General features: G+C 68.9%; 26 protein-coding genes and 2 pseudogenes. 8 read left to right on the top strand and 20 right to left on the bottom strand.

Annotated elements, in window-relative coordinates:
* Positions 1–44: 44 nt before the first annotated feature.
* Both ABD357_RS00875 and ABD357_RS00870 read right to left on the bottom strand, forming a co-directional pair.
* On the bottom strand, positions 45–1739 hold the full coding sequence (locus ABD357_RS00875; RefSeq protein ID WP_344386791.1) for an aminotransferase class V-fold PLP-dependent enzyme: 1695 nt from the start codon (positions 1737–1739) through the stop codon (positions 45–47).
* Complete coding sequence (locus tag ABD357_RS00870) at positions 1736–2188, bottom strand: OsmC family protein (protein ID WP_344386790.1); 453 nt, start codon at positions 2186–2188, stop codon at positions 1736–1738. The genes ABD357_RS00875 and ABD357_RS00870 overlap by 4 nt, the downstream gene beginning before the upstream one ends.
* A gap of 278 nt (positions 2189–2466) precedes the next feature.
* Here ABD357_RS00870 and sqr point away from each other — a divergent pair, with 278 nt between their 5' ends.
* From sqr to ABD357_RS00845, 5 genes are read left to right on the top strand one after another with little or no spacing between them, the layout of a single operon-like run.
* Positions 2467–3708: a type III sulfide quinone reductase, selenoprotein subtype gene (gene sqr / locus ABD357_RS00865; protein ID WP_344386789.1), complete on the top strand. Its 1242-nt coding sequence runs from the start codon at positions 2467–2469 to the stop codon at positions 3706–3708.
* 16 nt (positions 3709–3724) lie between these two features.
* Complete coding sequence (locus tag ABD357_RS00860) at positions 3725–4042, top strand: TusE/DsrC/DsvC family sulfur relay protein (RefSeq protein WP_344386788.1); 318 nt, start codon at positions 3725–3727, stop codon at positions 4040–4042.
* A 40-nt stretch (positions 4043–4082) separates the two neighbouring features.
* On the top strand, positions 4083–4556 hold the full coding sequence (locus ABD357_RS00855) for a DsrE/DsrF/DrsH-like family protein (RefSeq protein WP_344386786.1): 474 nt from the start codon (positions 4083–4085) through the stop codon (positions 4554–4556).
* A 1-nt stretch (position 4557) separates the two neighbouring features.
* Positions 4558–5049, top strand: a complete 492-nt coding sequence (locus tag ABD357_RS00850; RefSeq protein WP_344386784.1) for a PIG-L family deacetylase — start codon at positions 4558–4560, stop codon at positions 5047–5049.
* Positions 5046–5234 carry a hypothetical protein gene (locus ABD357_RS00845; protein WP_344386783.1) on the top strand — a complete coding sequence of 63 codons (189 nt, stop codon included), beginning with the start codon at positions 5046–5048 and terminating at the stop codon, positions 5232–5234. The genes ABD357_RS00850 and ABD357_RS00845 overlap by 4 nt, the downstream gene beginning before the upstream one ends.
* A 17-nt stretch (positions 5235–5251) precedes the next feature.
* On the opposite strand, the gene ABD357_RS00840 is transcribed toward ABD357_RS00845, so the two are convergent.
* Positions 5252–5491 (bottom strand): hypothetical protein, encoded by a 240-nt coding sequence (locus ABD357_RS00840; protein ID WP_344386781.1) that lies wholly within the window; start codon positions 5489–5491, stop codon positions 5252–5254.
* Positions 5492–5829: 338 nt separating this feature from the next.
* Between ABD357_RS00840 and ABD357_RS00835 the strand changes: the two genes are divergently transcribed.
* Positions 5830–6507: a peroxiredoxin gene (locus tag ABD357_RS00835; RefSeq protein WP_344386780.1), complete on the top strand. Its 678-nt coding sequence runs from the start codon at positions 5830–5832 to the stop codon at positions 6505–6507.
* A 21-nt stretch (positions 6508–6528) separates the two neighbouring features.
* On the opposite strand, the gene ABD357_RS00830 is transcribed toward ABD357_RS00835, so the two are convergent.
* From ABD357_RS00830 to ABD357_RS00790, 10 genes are all read right to left on the bottom strand, one after another.
* On the bottom strand, positions 6529–7134 hold the full coding sequence (locus ABD357_RS00830) for a class I SAM-dependent methyltransferase (protein ID WP_344386779.1): 606 nt from the start codon (positions 7132–7134) through the stop codon (positions 6529–6531).
* Positions 7135–7144: 10 nt separating this feature from the next.
* Complete coding sequence (locus tag ABD357_RS00825) at positions 7145–7312, bottom strand: hypothetical protein (protein ID WP_344386778.1); 168 nt, start codon at positions 7310–7312, stop codon at positions 7145–7147.
* The gene (locus ABD357_RS44475; RefSeq protein ID WP_425584715.1) at positions 7309–7560 is read right to left on the bottom strand and encodes a three-helix bundle dimerization domain-containing protein; all 252 of its coding nucleotides are present in this window, start codon (positions 7558–7560) and stop codon (positions 7309–7311) included. The genes ABD357_RS00825 and ABD357_RS44475 overlap by 4 nt, the downstream gene beginning before the upstream one ends.
* Positions 7561–7654: 94 nt before the next feature.
* Entirely contained in the window at positions 7655–7924 is a 270-nt protein-coding gene (locus ABD357_RS00820; protein WP_344386777.1) for a metal-sensitive transcriptional regulator, read from the bottom strand.
* Between the two features lie 88 nt (positions 7925–8012).
* The gene (locus ABD357_RS00815; protein WP_344386776.1) at positions 8013–8987 is read right to left on the bottom strand and encodes a sulfite exporter TauE/SafE family protein; all 975 of its coding nucleotides are present in this window, start codon (positions 8985–8987) and stop codon (positions 8013–8015) included.
* Positions 8984–9565, bottom strand: coding sequence for a rhodanese-like domain-containing protein (locus ABD357_RS00810; protein WP_344386775.1), 582 nt, complete (start codon positions 9563–9565; stop codon positions 8984–8986). The genes ABD357_RS00815 and ABD357_RS00810 overlap by 4 nt, the downstream gene beginning before the upstream one ends.
* A gap of 89 nt (positions 9566–9654) precedes the next feature.
* Positions 9655–11040, bottom strand: coding sequence for an MBL fold metallo-hydrolase (locus tag ABD357_RS00805; protein ID WP_344386774.1), 1386 nt, complete (start codon positions 11038–11040; stop codon positions 9655–9657).
* Between the two features lie 126 nt (positions 11041–11166).
* A complete protein-coding gene (locus ABD357_RS00800; RefSeq protein ID WP_344386772.1) occupies positions 11167–12396 on the bottom strand; it encodes an NAD(P)/FAD-dependent oxidoreductase in 1230 nt (409 codons plus the stop codon).
* 47 nt (positions 12397–12443) lie between these two features.
* Positions 12444–12770 (bottom strand): rhodanese-like domain-containing protein, encoded by a 327-nt coding sequence (locus tag ABD357_RS00795; protein ID WP_344386770.1) that lies wholly within the window; start codon positions 12768–12770, stop codon positions 12444–12446.
* 68 nt (positions 12771–12838) lie between these two features.
* Positions 12839–13018: a hypothetical protein gene (locus ABD357_RS00790; protein WP_344386769.1), complete on the bottom strand. Its 180-nt coding sequence runs from the start codon at positions 13016–13018 to the stop codon at positions 12839–12841.
* Between ABD357_RS00790 and ABD357_RS00785 the strand changes: the two genes are divergently transcribed.
* A complete protein-coding gene (locus ABD357_RS00785; RefSeq protein WP_344386767.1) occupies positions 12978–13532 on the top strand; it encodes a DUF2202 domain-containing protein in 555 nt (184 codons plus the stop codon). The two genes, ABD357_RS00790 and ABD357_RS00785, sit on opposite strands and share 41 nt — an antisense overlap.
* A gap of 270 nt (positions 13533–13802) precedes the next feature.
* On the opposite strand, the pseudogene ABD357_RS00780 reads toward ABD357_RS00785, so the two are convergent.
* Positions 13803–14242 (bottom strand): annotated as a pseudogene (locus tag ABD357_RS00780) (phospholipase); the annotation flags it as partial.
* Between the two features lie 835 nt (positions 14243–15077).
* Between ABD357_RS00780 and ABD357_RS00775 the strand changes: the two are divergent.
* Positions 15078–16034, top strand: coding sequence for a hypothetical protein (locus ABD357_RS00775; protein WP_344386766.1), 957 nt, complete (start codon positions 15078–15080; stop codon positions 16032–16034).
* 68 nt (positions 16035–16102) lie between these two features.
* Here ABD357_RS00775 and ABD357_RS00770 read toward each other — a convergent pair.
* The 6 genes and pseudogenes from ABD357_RS00770 to ABD357_RS00745 form a co-directional block, all read right to left on the bottom strand.
* A pseudogene (locus tag ABD357_RS00770) lies at positions 16103–16552 on the bottom strand (nucleotidyl transferase AbiEii/AbiGii toxin family protein); the annotation flags it as partial.
* Between the two features lie 5 nt (positions 16553–16557).
* Positions 16558–16950: a hypothetical protein gene (locus tag ABD357_RS00765; RefSeq protein ID WP_344386763.1), complete on the bottom strand. Its 393-nt coding sequence runs from the start codon at positions 16948–16950 to the stop codon at positions 16558–16560.
* A gap of 611 nt (positions 16951–17561) precedes the next feature.
* Positions 17562–17846 (bottom strand): hypothetical protein, encoded by a 285-nt coding sequence (locus ABD357_RS00760; protein ID WP_344386761.1) that lies wholly within the window; start codon positions 17844–17846, stop codon positions 17562–17564.
* Positions 17847–18129: 283 nt separating this feature from the next.
* Complete coding sequence (locus tag ABD357_RS00755; RefSeq protein WP_344386759.1) at positions 18130–19275, bottom strand: DUF475 domain-containing protein; 1146 nt, start codon at positions 19273–19275, stop codon at positions 18130–18132.
* Between the two features lie 56 nt (positions 19276–19331).
* Positions 19332–19766 carry an ATP-binding protein gene (locus ABD357_RS00750; protein WP_344386758.1) on the bottom strand — a complete coding sequence of 145 codons (435 nt, stop codon included), beginning with the start codon at positions 19764–19766 and terminating at the stop codon, positions 19332–19334.
* Positions 19767–19999: 233 nt separating this feature from the next.
* Entirely contained in the window at positions 20000–21001 is a 1002-nt protein-coding gene (locus tag ABD357_RS00745; protein ID WP_344386756.1) for a TAXI family TRAP transporter solute-binding subunit, read from the bottom strand.
* Between the last annotated feature and the right edge of the window lie 116 nt (positions 21002–21117).

Raw genomic sequence — 21117 nt, 5'->3', positions numbered from 1 at the left:
CCGGCCTCATCTCATATACCCAGTGGGGTATTCGGGTATACGGTTCAACCGTTGCCGGTCCGGATTTGTTCCAGGCAGACGGGCGGCAGCGGGAACCAGCGCATGCGCTCGAAGTCGGCCGGCAGCCCGGTGGGGCCGTCGTCGAGACGGCCGGAACGAGCGGTGAACACCTCGCGGGCGCGGTCGAGTTGACCTGCCAGTGCCTCCTCGCCCAGCCGACGGTGACGGTGTGCCGGGGCGCTGAGCCGGTCGTCCGCCGTGTAGCGCACGTCGGTCAGGCGCAGCGGCGGATCGGTGACGCCGGCGTGGTGGCGCCACTGCCCGGTGTGCGGGTCGAAGCGGTAGTCGGGCAGGAGCCGGTGGCCGTGCGTGGCTATCAGGTCGACGGCGTCGATGAGGTAGTCGCGGACGGTGTCGCTGATGAAGTAGTTGAAGTTGACGCGGGTCCAGCCGGGCTTGATGCCGTCGCAGCCGTGGACGACCTCCTCGAGCAGGTCGTGCGAGGTGGCCGTGTCGATGGCGAGCAGGCGGTGGCCGTAGGGGCCGGCGCAGGAGCAGCCGCCGCGGGCCTGGATGCCGAAGAGGTCGTTGAGCAGGGCGACGACGTAGTTGTGGTGCAGGTAGGCGTGGTCGCCGTGGCGGATGCGGAAGGAGACGATGGACAGGCGGCGGGCATGGTGGTTGCCGAGGATCTCTATGCCCGGGTTGCGGTCCCAGCGCGCGAGCGCGTGCCGCCAGTGGCGCTCCTCGGCCGCCTGGATGGAGTCGGTGCCGACGGCCTGTTTGAGGGCGAAGACCAGGCCGGCGCGGATGGACTCCACGATGGCCGGGGTGCCGCCCTCCTCGCGGGCGACCGGGTCGTCGAGATAGCGGTGGCCGAGCGGGTCGACGAAAGCGACGGTGCCGCCGCCGGGCACGGTGGGTACCTTGTTGCGGACCAGTTCACGGCGGACGACGAGCACGCCCGGGGTCTGCGGGCCGCCGACGAACTTGTGCGGGGACAGGAAGACCGCATCCTTGTGGTCGCCCGTGCCGGGTTCGCTCTCCGCGACGCGGAGCGGGATGTACGGTGCCGCCGCCGCGTAGTCCCAGAACGACAGGGCGCCGTACGCGTGCAGCACTCCAGTGATGCGGTCGGTGTCGGTGAGGATGCCGGTGACGTTGGAGGCGGCGGAGAAACTGCCGATGCGCAGTGGCCGGTCGGCGTACCGGACCAACTGCGCCTTCAGTTCACCGAGATCGATGTGACCGTCCGCGTCCTCGTCGATGACCACGACGTCGGCGATCGACTCCCGCCAGGGAAGTTCGTTGGAGTGGTGTTCGTACGGCCCGACGAAGACCACCGGACGCTCGGCCTCGGGCGGCTTCTCGGGGCGGCGCAGTTCCAGGATGCCGACGAGCTTGTTGATCGCCGCGGTGGAGCCCGAACCACAGAAGATCACGAGGTCCTCCTCGGTGCCGCCGACCGCGTCACGGATGATCCGGCGGGCGTCCTCGCGCAGTCGGGTCGTCTGCAGACCGGTGCTGGAGCTCTCCGTGTGCGTGTTGCCGTAGCGGGGCAGCACCTGTTCGCGGACGAAGTCCTCGACGAAGGCCAGTGAGCGGCCGGAGGCGGTGTAGTCGGCGTAGACGATCCGCTTCGGGCCGTACGGGCCGTCCAGCACCTCGTCGTCCCCGATGAGCCCGCCCCGGATGCGCTCCAGCAGTGCCGACGCGGCCGGCGCCAGGGACGTGCTCATGGCTCCAGCTCGATCTCGATCTCGGGCGGCTGATGGAGGGTGTTGTGCACCGTGCAGTGCGAGGCCACGGCCAGCAGGGCCGTACGGCGCTGCTCGGGGAGCTCCGGCGGCGGGATGACCACGACGCGCAGGGAGGCGACCCGGGCGGGGCGGTCGGTGGCCATGGTGAACTCCGTACGGACGCGCAGTCCTGTCTGGCTGAGGCCATGCCGGTGGAGGAAGCGGCCCGCGTAGAAGGCGACGCAGGTGGCCAGGGACGCGGCGAACAGTTCGGTGGGGGTGGGCGCGGTGTCCGTGCCGCCGGCCTCGATGGGCTGGTCGACCTGGAGACGGTGCCCGCGGATGTCCACGGTGTAGGCATCGCCTTCGACGTGGGCGACCTCGAAACTGTGCACGTCCATGGACGGTGGCCGGTTCGTGCTCAGGGTGTGTGGTGTGCTGCCGGTCATGGCCGGGCCCTTCCCGCTGGTGTCGACTGCTGACGGATCCCAGTCGACCGCGCACCGTGCGACGAATCGAGAGGCCGACGGGGTGCGCCGGGGGCCGTTCGGCCCTCGTGGGAGCTGGCGTAGTGATATACCCTGCCCGGTATTTTACCAGGAGGTTCGCGGCGGGGTGAGGGGGTCGCAGGGGTCGACGGAGTGGGTGGAAGACATACCCGGGTGGGTACTTGAATGGGGACCTGTGGCCCATGCCCCGCCCTCATCTCCCGCACAACAGTGGGGGCATGGGCAAACACATCGTGATTCTCGGCGGTGGAACCGCCGGCACCATGACGGCCAACCGCCTGCGCCGCATGTACGACGAGGGTGAGTACCGGATCACGGTCGTCGATCAGGACGACGACCACCTCTACCAGCCGGGGTTGCTGTTCGTGCCGTTCGGGCTCGCCCAGCCGCACCACCTCGTCCGGTCCCGTCCGCGGCAACTGCCTGCCGGCATCGACTACAAGCAGGCGCGGATCGAGCGAGTCGACCTGGAGGCACGGACGGTGCATCTCGCCGGCGGCGTCCGGCTGACCTACGACGTCCTCGTCGTCGCCACCGGAGCGACGCTGCTGCCGGAGGAGACCGAGGGGCTGACCGGTCCCGGCTGGGGCGAGAACGTCTTCACCTTCTACGACCTGCCCGGCGCCGTGGGCCTGCACCACGCCCTGGAGCGCTTCGAGGGCGGCCGCGTCGTGATCGACGTGGCGGACCTGCCGGTCAAGTGCCCCGTAGCGCCGCTTGAGTTCGCCTTCCTCGCCGACTGGTACTTCCAGCGGTGCGGCATCCGCGACAAGGTCCAACTGACCTATGCCACCCCGCTGGACGGCGCCTTCACCAAGCCGGTCGCGGCGAAGGCGCTGGCCGGACTGCTGGCGGACAAGGGCATCGACCTGGTCACCGAGTTCACGCTCGGAGAGGTCGACGGCACGGGCGGCCGACTGGTGTCGTACGACGAACGCGAGGTGCCCTTCGACCTTGCCGTGGTCGTGCCGCTGCACGGCGGCGCCGAATACGTCGGGCGCTCCTCGGGCCTCGGTGACGAGCTGGGCTTCGTCCCCGTCGACCCCCACACCCTTCAACACCCGGATTTCTCCGAGGTGTTCGCGATCGGCGACGCGGCGGGCCTGCCCGCCTCCAAGGCCGGTTCGGTGGCCCACTTCGAGGGCGAGGTGCTGGTGCACAACATTGCCCGTTTCCTCGCCGGGCAGCCGCTCGACGCCTCTTTCGACGGGCATACCAACTGCTTCGTCGAGACGGGCTTCCACAAGGCGCTGCTCATCGACTTCAACTACGAGACCGAGCCACTGCCCGGCCACTTCCCGGGCCCCGTCGGCCTGCCGCTGCTGAAGGAGTCGCACGCCAACCACCTCGGCAAGCTCGCCTTCGAGTGGCTGTACTGGCACAGCCTGCTGCCGGGCCGGGAGATGCCCGGTATCGGCTCGGCGATGCCCGAGCGCGGCAAGCAACACGTCCACGACTGAACGAAGGAGAGCAGCCATGCCCACAGTCACCTACGGCGAGAGCGCCGTCCCCGTCGACGACGAGGGCTTCTTCACCGACCCCGCGCAGTGGAGCGAGCCGATGGCCGAGCAGATCGCCCACGAGAGCGGCATCGAGGAGCTGACCGGCCGGCACTGGACGGTCATCCGCTTCATGCGCGACCAGTACGCCGCCAAGGGCACCGGCCCCACCGTGCGGGTGCTCGGCAAGACCTCCGGGGTGAGCGTCAAGGAGCTGTACCAGCTCTTCCCCAAGGGCCCCGCCAAGACCGCGGCGAAGATCGCCGGCATTCCCAAGCCGCGCGGCTGCATCTGATGTCTCCGCCATCGTCCCTGCCATCGAGGAGCGTGCCGTCATGGCCGACACCGCAACGATCAAAAAGGTCTCGATCATCGTCTCCAAGGGATCCCTGGAAGGGATCTACCCGGCCCTGATCATGGCCAACGGCGCCCGCGCCGAAGGCATCGAGGCCGACCTGTTCTTCACCTTCTTCGGCCTCGACGCCATCACGAAGAAGCGCTGGGAGCACATCAAGCTCGCCACCGTCGGCAACCCCGGCCTGCACCTGCCCACCCTGCTGGGCGGCATGCCGGGCGTGCCCGACCTGGTAACCCGGTACATGGAACGCAAGATGGACAAGCTCGACATCCCGCCGATCCCCGAGTTCATCGAGATGATCGCCGACACCGGAGCGGGCATCTACGCTTGCAAGGCGTCCGTGGACCTCTTCGAACTCGACAAGGACGACCTGGTCGACCAGGCCCAGGACATCATCACGGTCGGCGAGTTCTACGAGCACGCGGCCGGTGGCCAGATCATCTACACCTGAGATGACCGGTACTGACTCGGGGCGCGGTCTGCCGGGCGGAGTGCGGCGCGTGCCGGCGGTGGTCGTCCATCCCGACGACGAGTCGTTCGGGCTGGGTGCACTGCTGGCCCTGCTGTCCGACGTCGGCGTGCCCACGGCGGTGCTCTGCTTCACCCATGATGAGGCGTCCACCCTGCACGGCAGGCCCGGCGATCTGCACACCGTCCGCGCGGGCGAACTCGCCTGCGCCGCACGGGAACTGGGTGTCGAGCGGGTGGAACTGGCCGGTCACTGGGACGGCGGTCTCAGCGATGTCCCCCGGCGTCGGCTCGCATCGGAGACGGCCCGTCTGATCGGTGAGCAGCGCCCCAGCCACCTCCTCGTGTTCGACCCGGAGGGCGTCACCGGACACCGGACCACCAACTGGCCACCAGCGCGGCGCGGTTCGCCGCCCGCCGGGCCGGGATCGCGGAGCTGGGCTGGACCCTGCCCCAGGAGGTGGCGGACCGGTTGAACGCCGAGTTCGGCACGTCCTTCACCGGGCGTGACCCGGCCGCGTGCCGAGTCGTCGAGCCGGTGCCGCGGGAGCGCCAGTATCGTGCCATTGCCTGTCATGCCGGCCAGTCGTCCGACAACCCGGTGCTCTGGCGCCGTCTGGAACTCCTCGGCGACCGCGAATACCTGCGGATCCTGGAGTGACGTGCCCGTCACCGAAGTCAGAAGGAAGGGCCGCTCTTCCGTGGCGACCCGAGGGTCGCGGTGCCGCGCTCGGTCAGGCCGGCGTGCGCGAGGAGCAGACGAGCCAGGTCGCGGGCCTCGTCGGCGGTCAGCGCCGCCCACACTCCCGGCTCGCCGCCCTGGTCCTGGCCCACGTCCAGGGTGACCCGGGTGATGGGACGGTCCGCGGGAGCGAGCCGCAGACACCGCACAGCGATCCTGCGCCCGCAGGTCGTCACAAGACATGTGTCCTCGGTTGTCCTGGCAGGTCGGTCATGTCCTGCTGTCGCCATCGGGCTCACGCTCCTTCGCCGGGTCCGGTCGCGGCCCCCGGGCGCCGTCTGTGATTCATATACCTCGGGGGGTATAAGGAGCAGCGCGATGCGAGGCCGAATTGTTCCGCCCCCGCCCGCACCCGCCTGGGTGTTCCCGTGCGATGCGGGGAGAGTCTCGTCGGACAACAGGTGCAAGGGCCGCTGGGGGGTGAATGTCAGGCCGTGCGGACCTTCAGGGGTCAGGGTCGTGAAAATACCCTAGGGGGTATCCGAATCCGTGATCGTCCGAAAGGGATCCTCCGATGACCGTCTCCGACCAGCCGACCGAGCCCGCCGAGTACGCCCGTCTGCCTCTCATCGGCGACAGGGCACCGGACTTCGAGGCCGAATCCACCTACGGCCTCGTCCGGCTCACCGACTACTCCGGCCGGTGGCTGGTGCTCTTCAGTCACCCGGCCGACTTCACCCCGGTGTGCACCACCGAGTTCGTCGCCTTCACCGAACTCGCCGACGAGTTCGCCGCCCGCAACACCGCCCTGCTGGGCAACTCCGTGGACTCCGTCCACAGCCACCTCGCCTGGGCCCGCGCGATCGAGGAGAAGCTGGGGGTGCGGATCCCGTTCCCGATCATTGCCGACCTGGACATGCGCGTCTCGCACGCCTACGGCATGCTCCACCCGAACACGTCCGGCACCGCCGCCGTACGCGCCGTCTTCGTCATCGACCCGGAGCAGACCGTACGGGCGGTGCTCTACTACCCGTTGAACGCCGGGCGCATGATTCCGGAGATCCTGCGGCTCGTCGACGCCCTGCAGACCTACGACCGCGACGGCGTGTCCTGCCCCGCCAACTGGCACCCCGGCGAGGACGTCGTCCTGGGCGCCCCGCGCACCCAGGCGGAACTGGATGCCAGGCTGGCGGACGACAGCGTCAAGCTCACCGACTGGTACCTGGCGACGAAGCCCGGAACACCGGGCTGACCCGCGCACGGCCCGCGGGTGTCATCTCCGAACGGCGTGGACGAGCGCGTCGAGGGCCGTACGGTTTCCGCCCTCGGCGGTGGTCACCGGCCGGGTGACCGCCTCGGCCCGCAGGATGTCGGCGTACGGCCGCCACAGATCGGCCACCTGCCCGGGGCTGTAGAGCACGCGCGGATCCTGCGGGCCACCGTGGCCGCGCTCGGGATTGGCCGCGTCGTGGCCGACGAGCAGCAGGGTTCCGCCTCGGCGCACGGCGGTGGCGGCCCGGGTCAGTATCTGGGCCATCTCCGGCCACGGTAGGTGCAGATACGCGATCAGGGCGAGGTCGTACGTCGCCTCCGGGGGCGCCCAGAGCGTGAGATCGGTTTGGACGGCGCGCAGCCGGACGCCCCGGTCGGCGGCCAGCCGCTCGGCCTTCTCCAGTCCTACGGCGGAGAAGTCCACGGCCTCCACCTCCCAGCCCCGCTCCGCGAGCCAGACCGCGTTACGCCCCTCCCCGGCGGCGAGGTCCACCGCCCGCCCGGACGGTTCCAGACCGGCCAACTCCTGGGCGACGAACCGGTTGGGCTCCGCCTTCCACACCAGCTCGCTGCCGCGATACCGCTCGTCCCAGCCTGCTGCGTCCATCGTGTGCACCTCATTCCTCCGGGTGAGTGGAGTCCGCGTCCGAACTGTCGCCGTCGTCCGGGTCCTCCGTGTCGTCCCCGGCGAGCAGATACGGGTAGGGACAGCTGCTGGGGTCCGGGGCGATGCAGGCGTTGCAGGGGCGGGACCGGTCGATGACGCACTTAGGTGTCGGTCTCATGCCGCACCGCCTGCACCGTCTCGGGTGTCGAAGCGGCCGGACGGTTGCCGCGAGGCGCGTTTGAAGGCCAGAACGGGAACGTAGTGGCGCACGCGCGCGTCGGCGAAGTGCACGAACGACTCCGCCGCCGTGGTTGCCAGCGTCTCGGACGGGACATCCGGGAATCGGCGCTCGAGCCGCGTCTGGACGTCCTGGCGGGCGCGTTGCTCTGCCGCTGGTGTCGGTGGGCCGGCCGGGTGTCGGGGCAGCGGCTGCCCGGCGGGGCGGCCCAGTCGGTGAGGACGGGGAGAGAGGTCACCTTCATACCCCCTGATATATGGGGTCCGGGTGGTCAGGCGAGGGTCAGGCGAGGGTCAGGAACAGCTTCTCCAGTTCGGCCTCGCTCAGTGGAGGAGTGCGTCCCCACTGACGTTCGGTGAGGCACTGGCGAATGCCGCCCGCCACTACTTTGAAGCCGACACGGTCCAGGGCGTGGGAGACCGCGGCCAGCTGGGTGACGACTTCCTTGCGGTCCCGCTCCGCCTCGATCATGGTGATGACCGCGGCCAGTTGTCCCTGGGCCCGCCGGGGCCGGTTGAGCACCTCGGCCCACGAGTCCGTTTCCTCGGTCACGAGGTTCACGACTTCTCTCACGGCTTCTGTCTCGTCCGTCACCGGACACCTCCAGGGGTCGGGTTCGTCGGAGGTTCGGGAGGCGCCGCTACGCGTCGTGCGGCGATGGCGCGGTACCGCTGCCGCTGCGGATGGTGGCCGCACCTGTGGGGTGGGGGACCGTCTGTGCGTCTTCCTCGATGGACGGCGCTGATACGTCGTTGGTCAGGCTCCGTGTGCGCTCGGCGTTGCGCAGCATGTACCAGCTGAACAGGACCCCCGCCGCCGCGGCCACGGAGGCCCAGGTCCACGGACTGGTCAGCAGGGTGTGGCGCAGGTCGGAGCTGATCTGCTGGCTCAGTACGAAGACGCCCATGACAGCGACGAACCAGCCGAAGGACTTGCGCAGCGCGTCCTGTGCGATGCGCCCGGCGAGAAAGCCGCCGATCACGCTGCCGACGACGGCGGTTGCCGTCACGAGGGCGGCGAACCCCCAGTCGATGTGCACGCTGGCGAGGTAACCGGCCAGCCCGGCGAAGGACTTCATGGAGATGACCAGCAGCGAGGTGCCGACGGCCACGGTCATCGGCAGCCCGCCGAGCAGCGCGAGGGCAGGGACGACCAGGAAGCCTCCGCCCGCGCCGACCAGACCGGTCACCAGGCCCACGACGACGCCCTCCAACAAGACGTGGAACACGGGGAGTTCGTGATGGACCTTATTGGGTGCCCCGCGACGGCCGCGGATCATGGCGACGGCGGTGGCGATCATCATGAGGGCGAACGCGAGCAGCAGGACGGTGCCGGGGATGAACTCGGCCAGTCGTCCGCCCGCGTAGGCGCCGGTCATGCCGGCCAGACCGAACAGCAGCCCGGTCCGCCAGCGGACACGTCCGGCACGGGCATGCGAGACCACTCCGGCGGCGCTGGTGACGCCGACGACGAACAGGGAGGTGGCGATGGCTTCCTTGGTCTCCATGCCGGCCAGATAGACCAGGATGGGCACGGTCAGGATGGACCCGCCGCCGCCCAGGATGCCGAGGCTGACGCCGATGAGCAGCGACGCCGCGATGATCAGGGCGATCATGACGAGTCTCGCAGGGCGGTGACGACGGTGTCGAGGTCGGTGCGCGGGCCGCGGTTGTAGGGCAGCTTCGCCAGCAGCATGCCCATGGCGCAGGTGTTGGTGAGTGCGGCGACGGTCAGTCCGGCGCCGACGGCGGTGCTGATCAGGTGCAGTCCGGGCAGGAACAGGCCCGCGACGCCGGTGACCACCACGATGGATCCGGCGATCAGGCGCACCTGGCGTTCCAGGTCCCAGCGTTCCGGGCCGCGGGTGAGCGGGCCTCCGGTGGTCTCCCACGCCGTGACGCCGCCGTCGAGGACGCGCAGGTTGGGCAGTCCGGCCTCGGCCAGGGCCTGTTCGGCCTGGGCGGCGCGGGCGCCGGAGCGGCAGATGAGTATGACGTCCTCGTTGAGGTGGTGCAGCAGTTCGGTGCGGTGTTCGCGCAGGGTGTCGAGGGGGACGTTGTAGGAGCCGGGGATGTGGGCGGTGCGGAACTCGCCGGGCGTGCGCACGTCCAGCAGGCGCGGGCCTTCGCCGTTCCGTGTCAGGTCGCGCAGGGTCGCGGGATCGAGTCGGGGTTTGTCGGCGTGGATGGTCATCGGGGGTTCCTTGCTCCGTGAAGCGTTCTTTTGTGAGGGGGACCGGGCGGTGGCCGACGGTTTCGGTCGCCGCCCGGGAGCGGTGTGGATCAGACGTCGGCCGGTGCGGGCAGGGCGAGCCAGGCGCCGTAGCCGCCGAGCAGGTCGGAGACATCGGTGCGGCCCTGGTGGCGCAGCAGGCTGGCGGCGATGGAGGAGCGGTGACCGCCCGCGCAGTGCACGACCAAGGGGCGGTCGGCCGGGATCTCGTCGGCGCGCCGGGCGAGTTCGGCCAGCGGGATGTGCAACGAACCCTCGATGAAGCCCTCTTCGCGCTCGCCGGTGTTGCGTACGTCCAGCACCAGCGGGGGTTCGTCCCCGTCGAGCAGGCGGCGCAGTTCGGCGGCGGTCAGACGGCTGGCCTGCTCCATCTCGTCGGCCAGTGCGGGGAAGGCACCCTCGGGCTCGCGGAGATAGCCGCCGACCCTGTCGAAGCCGATGCGGGCGAGCCGGGTGACGATCTCCTCCTCGCGGTCCTGCGGGGCGATGACGACGACGTCCTGCTCGGGGGCGACGACCATGCCGGCCTGCTCGGCGAAGCGTCCGTCGGCGGGCACGTTGACCGAGCCGCTCAGGTGCCCCGGCGCGAAGTCCTGAGGTGATCGCGCGTCCACCACGATCGCTCCGGCCGCCCGCCGCTCCATGAACTCCTCGACGGACAGTGGTCGCGGCGCGGCGGCCGTGTCGAACAGACCGTGTTCCTTGCGGTTGAGGATGGCGTCGTAGACGAAGTAGGCGGGCGCGGAAGGCTGTCCCTCGGTGACCAGCTCGACGAATTTCGCCTCGCTCATGGGCCGGCAGGCGTAGTTGGTGGCACGCTGCTCGCCGATGGTGGACTGGCGCTGGGTGGAGAGGTTCTTGCCGCAGGCGGATCCGGCGCCGTGGGCGGGGAAGACCCTTGCGGCATCCGGGAGGGACATCAGTTTGTTCTGGACGGTGTCGTAGAGCATCCGGCCGAGTTCGTCGGCGGTGACGCCGATCGAGGCGAGCAGGTCGGGCCGGCCCACGTCGCCGATGAACAGCGCGTCCCCCGTCAGGACGCCGTAGGCTACGGCGTCCTCCGCGTGCTCGCGGACCAGCACACTGATCGACTCCGGTGTGTGGCCGGGGGTTTCGAGGATCTGCAGTTGGACGTCGCCGAGGCTGATGCGTTCGCCGTCGGTCAGCTTGCGGATGGGGTACTCGGCCTCGGCACGCTGTCCGTAGCCGATCCAGGCGCCGGTGCGGTCGGCGAGTTCCAGGTGGCCGGCGAGGAAGTCGGCGTGGAAGTGGGTGTTGATGACCGCCTCGATGGTGAAACCGTGCTCGGCGGCGTCAGCGAGGTACTCGGAGACGTCGCGGCGGGGGTCGACGACGACCGCCTTGCCGGTGGTCTCGTCGGCGATCATGTAGGACGCCTGGGAGAGGCAGTCGAGGTAGTACTGGGCGAAGAACATCTTCGGGTGACCTCCGTGTCGGAAGGGTTGCATTACCCCTGGGGGTATATGAAAGGGTCTGGTCCGCCCTTGTCGAAGGGCGGGATGGTGGTCGGCCCGGGTCGAGGGATGTCCCGGGCCGACCGGTCAGAGGCGGCCGGTGAGCATGCCGTGCCAGTACACCGGCGGCAGGCCGTACCGCTTGAACAGCCACATCGTGCGCCGCTCCTTGAAGGGATCGAGCAGCGGGAACGACGGGGTGGGGTTCAGGTCGTAGTCGAACTCGGCGAGCAGCATCCGGTCGCGGGCGGTCACCAGCGGGCAGGAGGTGTAGCCGTCGTACCGGTGTGAGGGGGAGTGGCCGTTCATGACGTCGAGCAGGTTGGCCGCCACGACCGGCGCCTGCTTGCGCACGGCCGCGCCGGTCTTGGAAGTGGGCAGGTTCGCCACGTCGCCGAGCGCGAAGACGTTGTCGTGGTGCGGGTGTTGGAGTGTGTGCTTGTCCGCGGCGACGAAGCCCTGGGGGCTCGCGGGGTCGGCGAGCGGGCCTGTCTTGATCCAGGCGGGGGCGCTCTGCGGCGGGACGGCGTGCAGGAGGTCGTAGCCGATGGTCTCCTTGGTGCCGTTCGCGTGGTCGGTGACTGTCACAGTGCGGGCGTCGCCGTCGACGGCGGTCATCTCGGAGCGCAGCCGCACCTCGATGCCGTAGCGGGCGGCCACCTTCTCCAGGACCTGTGACCAGGCGGGCACCTTGAACATCGCCGGGTCCGGGATGACGAGGATGACGCGGATGTCGTCAAGAACCTTCCGCTTGCGCCAGTGGTCGGCGGCCAGGTAGGCGATCTTCTGCGGGGCTCCGCCGCACTTCAGCGGGCTCGCCGGGTGGGTGAAGACCGCGGTGCCTGAGCGCATCTGCCTGATCAGGTCCCAGGTGCGCGGGGCGTACTCGGGCGCGTAGTTGCTGCTCACCCGGTCGTGGCCGACGGCCTCGGCCAGACCCGGCACGCCGTCCCAGTCGAGCTGCAGGCCGGGCGCCATCACCAGGTACTCGTAGGTGAGTTCGGCGCCGCCGGACAGAGCCACCGTGCGGGCTTCGGGGTCGACGGCCTGGGCGCGCCGGCGGATCCAGCGCACGCCGTCGGGGATGACGGACGCTTCGGGGCGGCGGGTGGTGCGCAGGGGTGCCTGGCCGCCGCCGACCAGGGTCCACAGAGGCTGGTACCAGTGGGTGTCGGACGGTTCGGCCAACGTGATGTCGCTGATGCCGGCGCGGCGCAGGCGGGCGGCGACGCTGATGCCGGCGCTGCCGCCGCCGATGACGGCGACGCGGTGGCGGCCGGAGATCGGGGCGTCGGTGGGTGAGGGGGTGGTGGCCAAGGCGGTGCTCCTTCCCAACTGGCCGGTGTGCGGGGGGCGGACCGGGGTCAGGCGGCGTGCTCGTGCGAACCGGCCGTGACCGGACGTCCGGCGCGGGCCCAGGCGAAAGTGCCGCCGGCCACGGAGTAGGCGTCGATGCCGCGGGAGTTCATCCAGTCGGCGGCGGTCCTGCTGCGGTTGCCGCTGGCGCAGATCACGAACACCGGCCGGTCGGTGGGCAGTTCGCCGCATCGAGCTGGCACGGTGCGCAGCGCCATCAGTCGGGCGCCGGGCATGTGTCCGGCGGCGTACTCGTCCGCTTCCCGGACGTCGACCACGAATGCGCCGTCGGCCCAGGCCGCCGCGAACGCTTCCTGTGTCACTTCACGAGCCACTTCGTTGCCTCCTCAATTACCCCTGGGGGTATCTCACCGGCGAGAGTACGGCGGCCCGGAGGGGAGCGTCAAATACCCATGGGGGTATTTGCCCGGGAGGCAAGTCGCGGCTCGGCGCCGGGGCCGGGAACGAGCCGTGATCCGTGGGGTGCGGCCCTGGGCAGCCGGAGGGTCAAGCGCGTCCCGCCGCCCGGTCCGGAGTCCGCCGTGACCGTGCCGCCGTGGGCGGTGACCAGCTCCTTGACCACGGCCAAGCCGATGCCGCTACCGCCTCCGGCAGCACGACGGAACGTGCGAGGGGCCGCCCTGGCCGAACAGGGCACCCTGACGGCCGTTCAGAAGGCCACGCTGGCGGGCATGGCCGAGGAGGAGAAGCTCGCGCACGACCTCTACACGGCGTTCGCCGAACGCTACGACGTGCGGGTCTTCGAGCGGATCGCGGCGGCCGAGACCCAGCACCTGACCACAGTGCGCACCCTGCTGGACCGCTACGACGTCACCGACCCGACCGCCGGCAAGCCGGCCGGTGAGTTCACCGATCCCGCCGTGCAGGCCACCTACGACCGGCTTCTGAAGCAGGGCGAGGACAGCCTGTCCGGAGTCCTGAAGGCGGGCCGTACGGTCGAGACCGACGACATCGCCGCACTGACCAAGGCGCTGTCCGGACTCACCGCCCCGGACGCGCGCCAGGTGCACACCAACCTGCTCGCCGCCTCCGAGAGGCACCTGACGGCATTCGAGCACTGGATCGCCGACGAGTAGGACGAGCAAGAGGAGTAGGACGAGCAAAGGGAGACGGTCCCGGCCTGTCCTGTACCTGGCCGGGACCGTCGGGTGTTGGCCGGAGAGAGGCCGGCGCCTCCACGGCCGCCGTCGGGGTTCCCGCACGCGTCCTGCGGCGGCGCAGCGCGAACACGGTGGTCATCGTGCCGGTTGTCAGCAGACCGGCGCCGACGGCGATCGGCAGGGCCGGTGCGGTGGAGCTGCTGTCGGCGACGTTCTGCGCCTTGAGGTCCTGCACGTACGCCGGGTACGGGGCGCGTGTGTGGAGGTGGATGGCTCCGTCTGCGCGTAGTGGTGCGGGTTGGAGGTGGACTTGTAGTACTGGAACGGCGAGTGGTGCGGGCTGTAGTCGACCACCGGGGCGCCGCCGACGTTGGTGTGCGTGGTGCCGCCGCCTTTGGCGAGTCGCCGCTCTTGCCGTCCCACGCGGTGCTGGGCCGGAAGCCGCCCTGGAACCAGCACCGGCTCACGCCCTTGGCGTTGAGCAGGTCACCGATGTTCTTGCCCTGCATCGCCGCGAGGGCGCTGGTGCTGGTGGGGTCCTTGTCGGAGCAGTCGTCGTAGACCGGGTCCGGGTCGTTGATCACCGTGCCGACGCCCTTGGCGTCCGGCGAGAGGACGGTGTACGAGTCCGGGGTCGACGTTTGCTTCGGGTTCTCCGTGCCCAAGGCCGGGCCGACGGAGATCACGCGTCCCTAGGCGCGGGTGTGGAGAAGAACCGCGGGTCATGCTGAGCGAGCCGCGGCGGACCCTTGCCGGGCGAGCTGGTGGTGGCAGCCTGTTCCGGCCCGAACAGGAAAGACGGACTTGAGGCCATGACGCTCGTTTGACGCTCTGGGCGCCCGCACGCGGCGCGGCGAGCCGAGAAATGGTCCCTGACCTGGCCTTTTCCGAAACTCGATCAGGTCGACATCTTTCCGATGACGTCGCACGTGGAGTGCGTGGCTATTCTTGAACGCGCCGAGAAGGGCACCTGACCTGCTGCTTTGTATTTCCAGGTGGTCGATTCGACTTGTTTTCGCTCGCGGAATGCGTCGGCTGAGGTTCGCTTGTGCAGAACGGTCTGAGCTGCAGCTTCAAGGGCTGGCGCTGGTCTCGCGGGCGACGTGGCGATGCGGAAAGTAAAATTTTGACGCTCGGATGACGCTCGTCTCCATTGCCGGCCCGTTCGTCGAGGAAGTCGCGCAGGACAACATCGATACGACCAACATTCGCCCCTGTTTTCCCAGCGGTCACGGAACGCGCCGTCTGTGCCCCTCACGCGCCCCCTGTGCGCACTGAGCCGGTCCTTTCGCCTCCAACAAGCTGTGTCTGCGGTGATCCACCGTCCGCGTCCACAGCTTGGAGGGGGACAACATGCCGGAGCAGTGGATACGGGCTCTCGTGGCGGACTTTGGATCCGAGTGCAGGGAGCGTCTGCGGGTCAGCGACACGGAGGCGTCCATCAGCCTGCCGGTGGCGAAGCTGGTGGAGACATTCGGGGCGCGCTGGAGGCTGAGTCCTCGCCTTCATCCTGAGTATCCCTTGCCCGAGGCCCGTGTGCGTCCGGACTACGCGGTGGAGACATCGGGGCGCATTACCGGCTTCCTGGAACTGAAGGCGCCTGGGCACGACGTCACGCCCGACGGCTTCACGAAGCGGGACCGGGAGCAGTGGGAGCTGATGCGCCGGCTGCCCAACGTGCTGTACAGCAATGGTCACACCTGGTGCCTGTACCGAGGCGGTTTGCGGCCTCTCCGCACGGTTCGGCTCGAAGGTGATCTGTACCGGTCCGGCAGTCGGTTGCGTACCAGCGAAGCCGACGGAGCGGCGTTTCGGGATCTGCTGCGGGAATTTCTCGGGTGGCAGCCCCAACGCATCACCACCGTCGGCCAGTTGGTGTCGTCTATCGCTCCGCTGTGCCAGTACCTGCGAGAGGAGGTGCTGGAGCAGCTCGCCCTCGAACGCAGAACGCCAGACGGTCCTCGCAGCCGGCGGCGGGCCACCAAGCCTTTCACCGCCTTGGCGCACCACTGGAGCAAGGTGCTCTTCCCCTCAACCGATGGACAAGACCCCGACCACCTCTTCGCCGACCGCTACACCCAGACGATCGCCTTCGCCCTGCTGCTGGGCCGTATCGAGAACGTACCGCTCGCCGGCCGTAACTTCGTTGACGTTGCACGTGAGTTGAAGGCCGAGAACACGGTGATGGGGCGAGCCCTGCAGTTGCTGACGGAGACGGTGGACATCGAGTTCGCCCGCCGCATCGACACGCTCGTGCAGGTCATCGACGCCGTCGACTGGGAGGCGATCCGAGCCCGGACGCCCGACGCCCACGTTCATCTTTACGAGGATTTCCTCCAGGAATACGACCGCGAGCTGCGTAAACGCTCCGGCACGTACTACACCCCGCCCCGTCTGGTGAGGAGATGGTCCGCTTCACCGACGCCGTCCTGCGCACCCGCCTGGGCTGCGTGGAGGGCTTCGCGGACGAGCAGGTGACGATTGTCGACCCCGCCATGGGCACCGGCACGTTCCTCAGCGAGATTATCGACAGGGTCGCCGCAGAACGCTCTGGTCCAGCGGTGGGAGGCCGCGAACACGTCGATCAGGTCGCGGGGCGCTCCGCGGTCGGCGAGGGCGCGGACCTTGGTTCCGATCACGTCCTCCTCCGCGAGGACGGGCCCGTACGGGCTCTGGGCGACCGGCCGCCAGAAGATCTCCTTGAGGATGTCGACTTCGCACTCCTGCCCGGTGGCTGGGTCAGCCACGGTGAAGCGGGCGGACAGCGGAGCGGTCTCCAGCGCGTGTACCTTCCAGCCACGGGCTTCCAGGCCGGCCCGGAGCGTGGCGGCGATATCGGCCATGGGTGCCGGGTTCTCGGTGGCGACATCAAGGTCCTGGCTGGGGCGGTTCACGAGGCGGTGCGCCCGTACGGCATATCCGCCGGTGAGGACCAGGGGATATGGCGAGCCGAGCGCGATCACATCCGCCAGGAGCCGCGCGTGCAGCTCCGGCATGTCTGTCACGCGGCTGCCCGGGTGCGGGAGGCGAGCTGGGGGAATGCGTCTTCCCATACGGCGCGCACGGTGCGACCGACGAGGGTGCGCAGCACCGGCCACAGCTGGAGGAGCAAGTCCTGGTTGAGGTAGCGGGGCAGGTCGTCGCGCAGGCCCTCGTGCAGGACGGTGCGGTACAGGCCCATGCGCTGGCGGGGCTTGCTCATGTCGTACGAGGTCATCCCCGACCAAGCCATGTGTAGCGGCAGATCCACGATCCCCTGGGTCGGGCCGTGCAACTCGTCCAGCGACTCCGGCAGACGCCGCCGGAACTTCTCCCGGTACAGTGCGAGGTCCTCGGCGTCCGCGCCCGAGAGGTCGCTCGGTGTGGGTGCGGGGTGCTGTGGGCTGGAGGGCATGAGTCCATTATGGCGGCCGGAGAAGTGGCGCGGGTCATGATGAGCCAGCTGGCGTCTGGAGTGAGCGGGACGGAGCCTGCTGGGGAACTGGTCGTAGCAGCTCGGTCTGCCCCGAGTAAGGCGGGACGGGCTGTCGGCCGTGACGCTCGTTTGACGCTCTGGGCGCCCTCACGCTGGGCGGCGAGCCGAGAAAGGTGCTCTGACCTGGGTTTTTCCACTGCCTGATCAGGGCGACATCTTTCCGATGGCGCATCATGTGGAATGCGTGGCCATTCTGGAACCTGCCGCGAAGGGTTCCTGACCTGGGGTTTTGTGCGTGTGCATGATGCGCGGTGTGGGCGTTACGGGCGATATCCTGACGCTGAAACGACGTTCGTGACGCTCGTTCTGATGGGCTGTCAGATGATTGGCGGAGCAGGCCGGACCGGGTGTTGTGCGGCTGATGACCTCCACTGCTGAAGAAGCAGAGCGGCGTCGCGCCTGCCAACTCCGGGCGGGCGGTTCGCCCGGGCAAGTCCCTCGCACGGTCCAGTGTCCCGGCGCGCTGTGGCTGCCCCGGTGGGCGCCGGTCCGGTACGGCTGTGGGAAGTGCCGTACCGGACAAAGGGAGGTCACGTCTCGCGCGAACCCTCGTACATCGCCTCGATGGCCTCGGTGTACTCGCGCTCCACGACAGGCCGCTTGACCTTGAGGCTCGGGGTGAGCTCCCCGTGCTCCACGTCGAGAATCTGCGCCCAGGTAAGCGAGTGCCGCTGCTCGGTGCCGGAAGAAGCGCCGTCGTCGACAGGCGCGGGGTAGCGGTAAGCCTCCAGGTCGGGTGTGGCCCGGACTCTTGAGAGGAAGAGGTGCGCCACGGAAACGGGGCGGCTTTCAAGAAGGGACTGCGCGGAACTCACATCGACCTCCGGGCCCGGAGGCGCCCATCCACAGGCTTGTTAACTGGCCGGTAACTCGTAAGCAGAGCTGAGACCAAAGGCAAATCCTCCAGCACGTAAGGGAGCAGGTTCCGGGGTGAACGCCCGTCAACCGCGAGTGTGCTGCGCGCCGTTCGTCAATTCGCCCCATGCGATGGGCGGAGCGTGCAGCGACGGCTTGGTCGAGCGGGCAGAAGCGCAGGGCGGGAGGCCGCTCCCCGGGCGGCCCGCTGTGGTGGAACGGCCACGAGGGTTCGTCGGCTCGTCAGGCCCCGGACGAGACCTCGGTCTTCTCGCCCGAGGCCGCGGCTGTTCCCTCTGCCGCCTGGAGTGTCTTGTTGCGGCGTACGGAGGACAGGAAGGAGGCCGCGATCAGGAACACGCCGACCAGGCCGGTGATGATCTCACTGATCTCGTGCTGGATCGTCACCAGTAGGATCGCGGCGAGCGCGCCGATCGCGTAGTGGGCGCCGTGCTCCAGGTAGACGTAGTCGTCCAGGGTGCCCTCGCGGACCAGGTAGACCGTCAGCGAACGCACGTACATCGCGCCGATGCCCAGGCCGAGGGCCATCCAGAAGATGTGGTTGGTGATGGCGAAGGCGCCGATCACCCCGTCGAAGGAGAAGGACGCGTCCAGCACTTCCAGGTACAGGAAGAGGAAGAACGCCGCCTTGCCGGCCAGGGCGACCGCCGAGACCGGCTGGCCCTCGGCCCTGGCCTTCTCCTCCTCCTCGTGTTCGTGCTCCTCCTCCTCTTCGAGTTTGTCCTCGAAATACCCTGACAGGCCGCCCACGATGAGGTAGGTGACCAGTCCGGCGACGCCGGAGAGCAGCACGGTGGCGGACTTGTCCGCGTGGCCTGTGCTGACGTGGGCGTGGGTGGCGAAGGTCATCGCGGTGGCCAGCAGCACGATCAGCGCGACACACACCGAGAGCATGTCGACCTTGCCGAGTTTGGCGAGCGGGCGTTCCAGCCAGGCCAGCCACTTGATGTCCCGGTCCTCGAGGATGAAATCCAGGAAGATCATCAGCAGGAACATGCCGCCGAAGGCGGCGATCGCCGGGTGGGCGTCGGTGACCAGGTCCTCGTAGCGGTTCGGGTCGTCGAGGGCGAGCTGCACCGCCTCGATGGGGCCGACCTTCGCGCTGATGGCGACGATCACGACCGGGAACACCAGCCGCATGCCGAACACCGCGATCAGAATGCCTAGGGTGAGGAAGATGCGCTGCCAGAAGGCGTTCATCTTCTTCAGGATCCCGGCGTTGACGACGGCGTTGTCGAAAGACAGCGAGATCTCGAGGATCGACAGGATCAGTACGATCCCGAACGCCTCCCAGCCCCATTGCCACGCGGCGAAGGCAAGGCCGGCCGCCGTGACGGCGAGCGACCAGCCGAATGTCCTCAAGATCATGTCTTTCCCATGCAGTCGGAGTGAATACGGAGACCGGGGGTCTCCGGCGCCGCTTGTCACGACGCCAGCCGGTCGAGATGGCTTGTGGGCGCGTGGGGTGCTACCTCGAACCAAACGGTCTTTCCCGTGGCCGTGGGCGTACTGCCCCAATCGGCCGCCAGGGCCGCGACCAGCAACAGGCCGCGACCGCTTTCGGCGTACGGCCCGTCACCATGCGAGGTCGGGAAAGGGCGAGCCGTGTCGGCCACCTCCACCCGCAGTCGGGCCCTCGTCCAGCTCACGACGGCGCTGTACGGGCCGGTGGCGTGCTGCAGCGCGTTGGCGATCACCTCGCTGGAGAGCAGCGCCAGGTCATCCAGCGTCTCGTCCGGAAGCGGCAGACCCCAGTCGCGGACCGTCGACAGGACGAGCCGACGCGCCGTGGGAACGGTCTCGTCCCCCGCGCTGAGGGTGAAGCCGCGGCACAGGGGTTCTCTGTGGGTGTGCACCATGATCATCCTTGCCGGTGCGCTCCCGGTGCAGACCGGGCGGCGACACCGCGGACACGGCCGGCGGGCGTGAGGCAGCAGGCATATGAAGGAGGGGCTGGCAGCGGTTCCCGGGACGGGCCGTATGGCTTGTCGTTTGCGCGAGTTGGTGCGCCCGCGCCGGATAGAGGTTGATCTGTCTGTGATGCGTGGCCGGTCCTTTTCGGGACGGACCGGCCACCTGCCTCTTGCCTGGCTCAGGACTTCTGGGCGAGGGCCTTCAGCGCCTTCTCCGCGCCGGGGTTCAGCGGGACGGGGGCGACGATCTCAGCCATGTCGAGTTCGATCTCGGCCGCGGCCGCGTTCACCTTCTCCAGGTCGCTCTTCTTCTCGTAGATGAGGTTGACGATCTCGGCGGCGAGATCCGGGTCGAAGCCCTTCTTCACCAGCAGCACGTTCGGTACCACGATTGTGGGCACGTCCTTGGGCTGGTTGTATACGGACTTGGGGATGGGGGCCGTCATGTAGACATCGCCGTACTCCTGGTTCAGAGCGGACAGCTGTGGTGTCACGTCCAGGAAGCGGACCTCTTTCTTGAGGCTGGTGCTGAGGTCCGTGATGCCGCCGCTGGGCAGTCCGCCGGACCAGAACAGCGCGTCGATCGTGCCGTCCTTCATGGCGTCCACGGTTTCCGGGAGGCCCAGGCGGTCGGCGGAGATGTCCTTGGCGGGGTCCAGCCCCGCCGCCTTCAGCAGCCGGTTGGCGATCACTTCCGTGCCGGAACCGGGGGCCCCGGTGGAGATCCGCTTGCCCTTCATGTCCTTGATGGAGTCGATCCCCGAATCGGAGCGGACCAGCACCTGGGTGTAGTTCGGGTACAGCCGGGTCAGTGCCTCGATGTCCTGGGGGGAGGAGAACGACTCCTTGCCCTCGACGGCGTCGCCGGCGGTGTCCAGCAGGGAGAAGGCGAGGTTGTAGGTCCCGGCCCCGAGGCCCTGGATGTTCTGCACGGACGCGCCGGTGGTGGTGGCGGTGGCCCGGTAGCCGTCGAGGTTGTCGGAGATCAGCTCCGCGAGGCCGCCGCCGATCTGGTAGTAGACGCCGGTGGTGGGGCCGGTTGCGATGGTGAGTCGGCCTCCCTTCCCGCCGCTGTCGGCGGCGGTGTTCTCGGTCTGCTTCCCGCCACCGCAGGCGGTGGCGAACAGACCTACCGCGAGAGCGGCGGCGGTGAGGCGCAGGGTGCGCATCTGGTGCTTCATCGAAACTCCTTGAGTGGAACCCCGGACTTTCACGCCGGGGGAGAAATGCATGCGAATATCGCCGGACGCGGAGCGTCCGGGATGCACTGCGCTGTGTCGCACCCGGCGGCGATAAC

The sequence above is a fragment of the Streptomyces vastus genome, from assembly GCF_039532825.1.
Taxonomy (GTDB): Bacteria; Actinomycetota; Actinomycetes; order Streptomycetales; family Streptomycetaceae; genus Streptomyces; species Streptomyces vastus.
The sequence above is the reverse complement of the archived record's forward strand: the minus strand, read 5'-3'. Positions and strand labels throughout refer to the sequence as shown.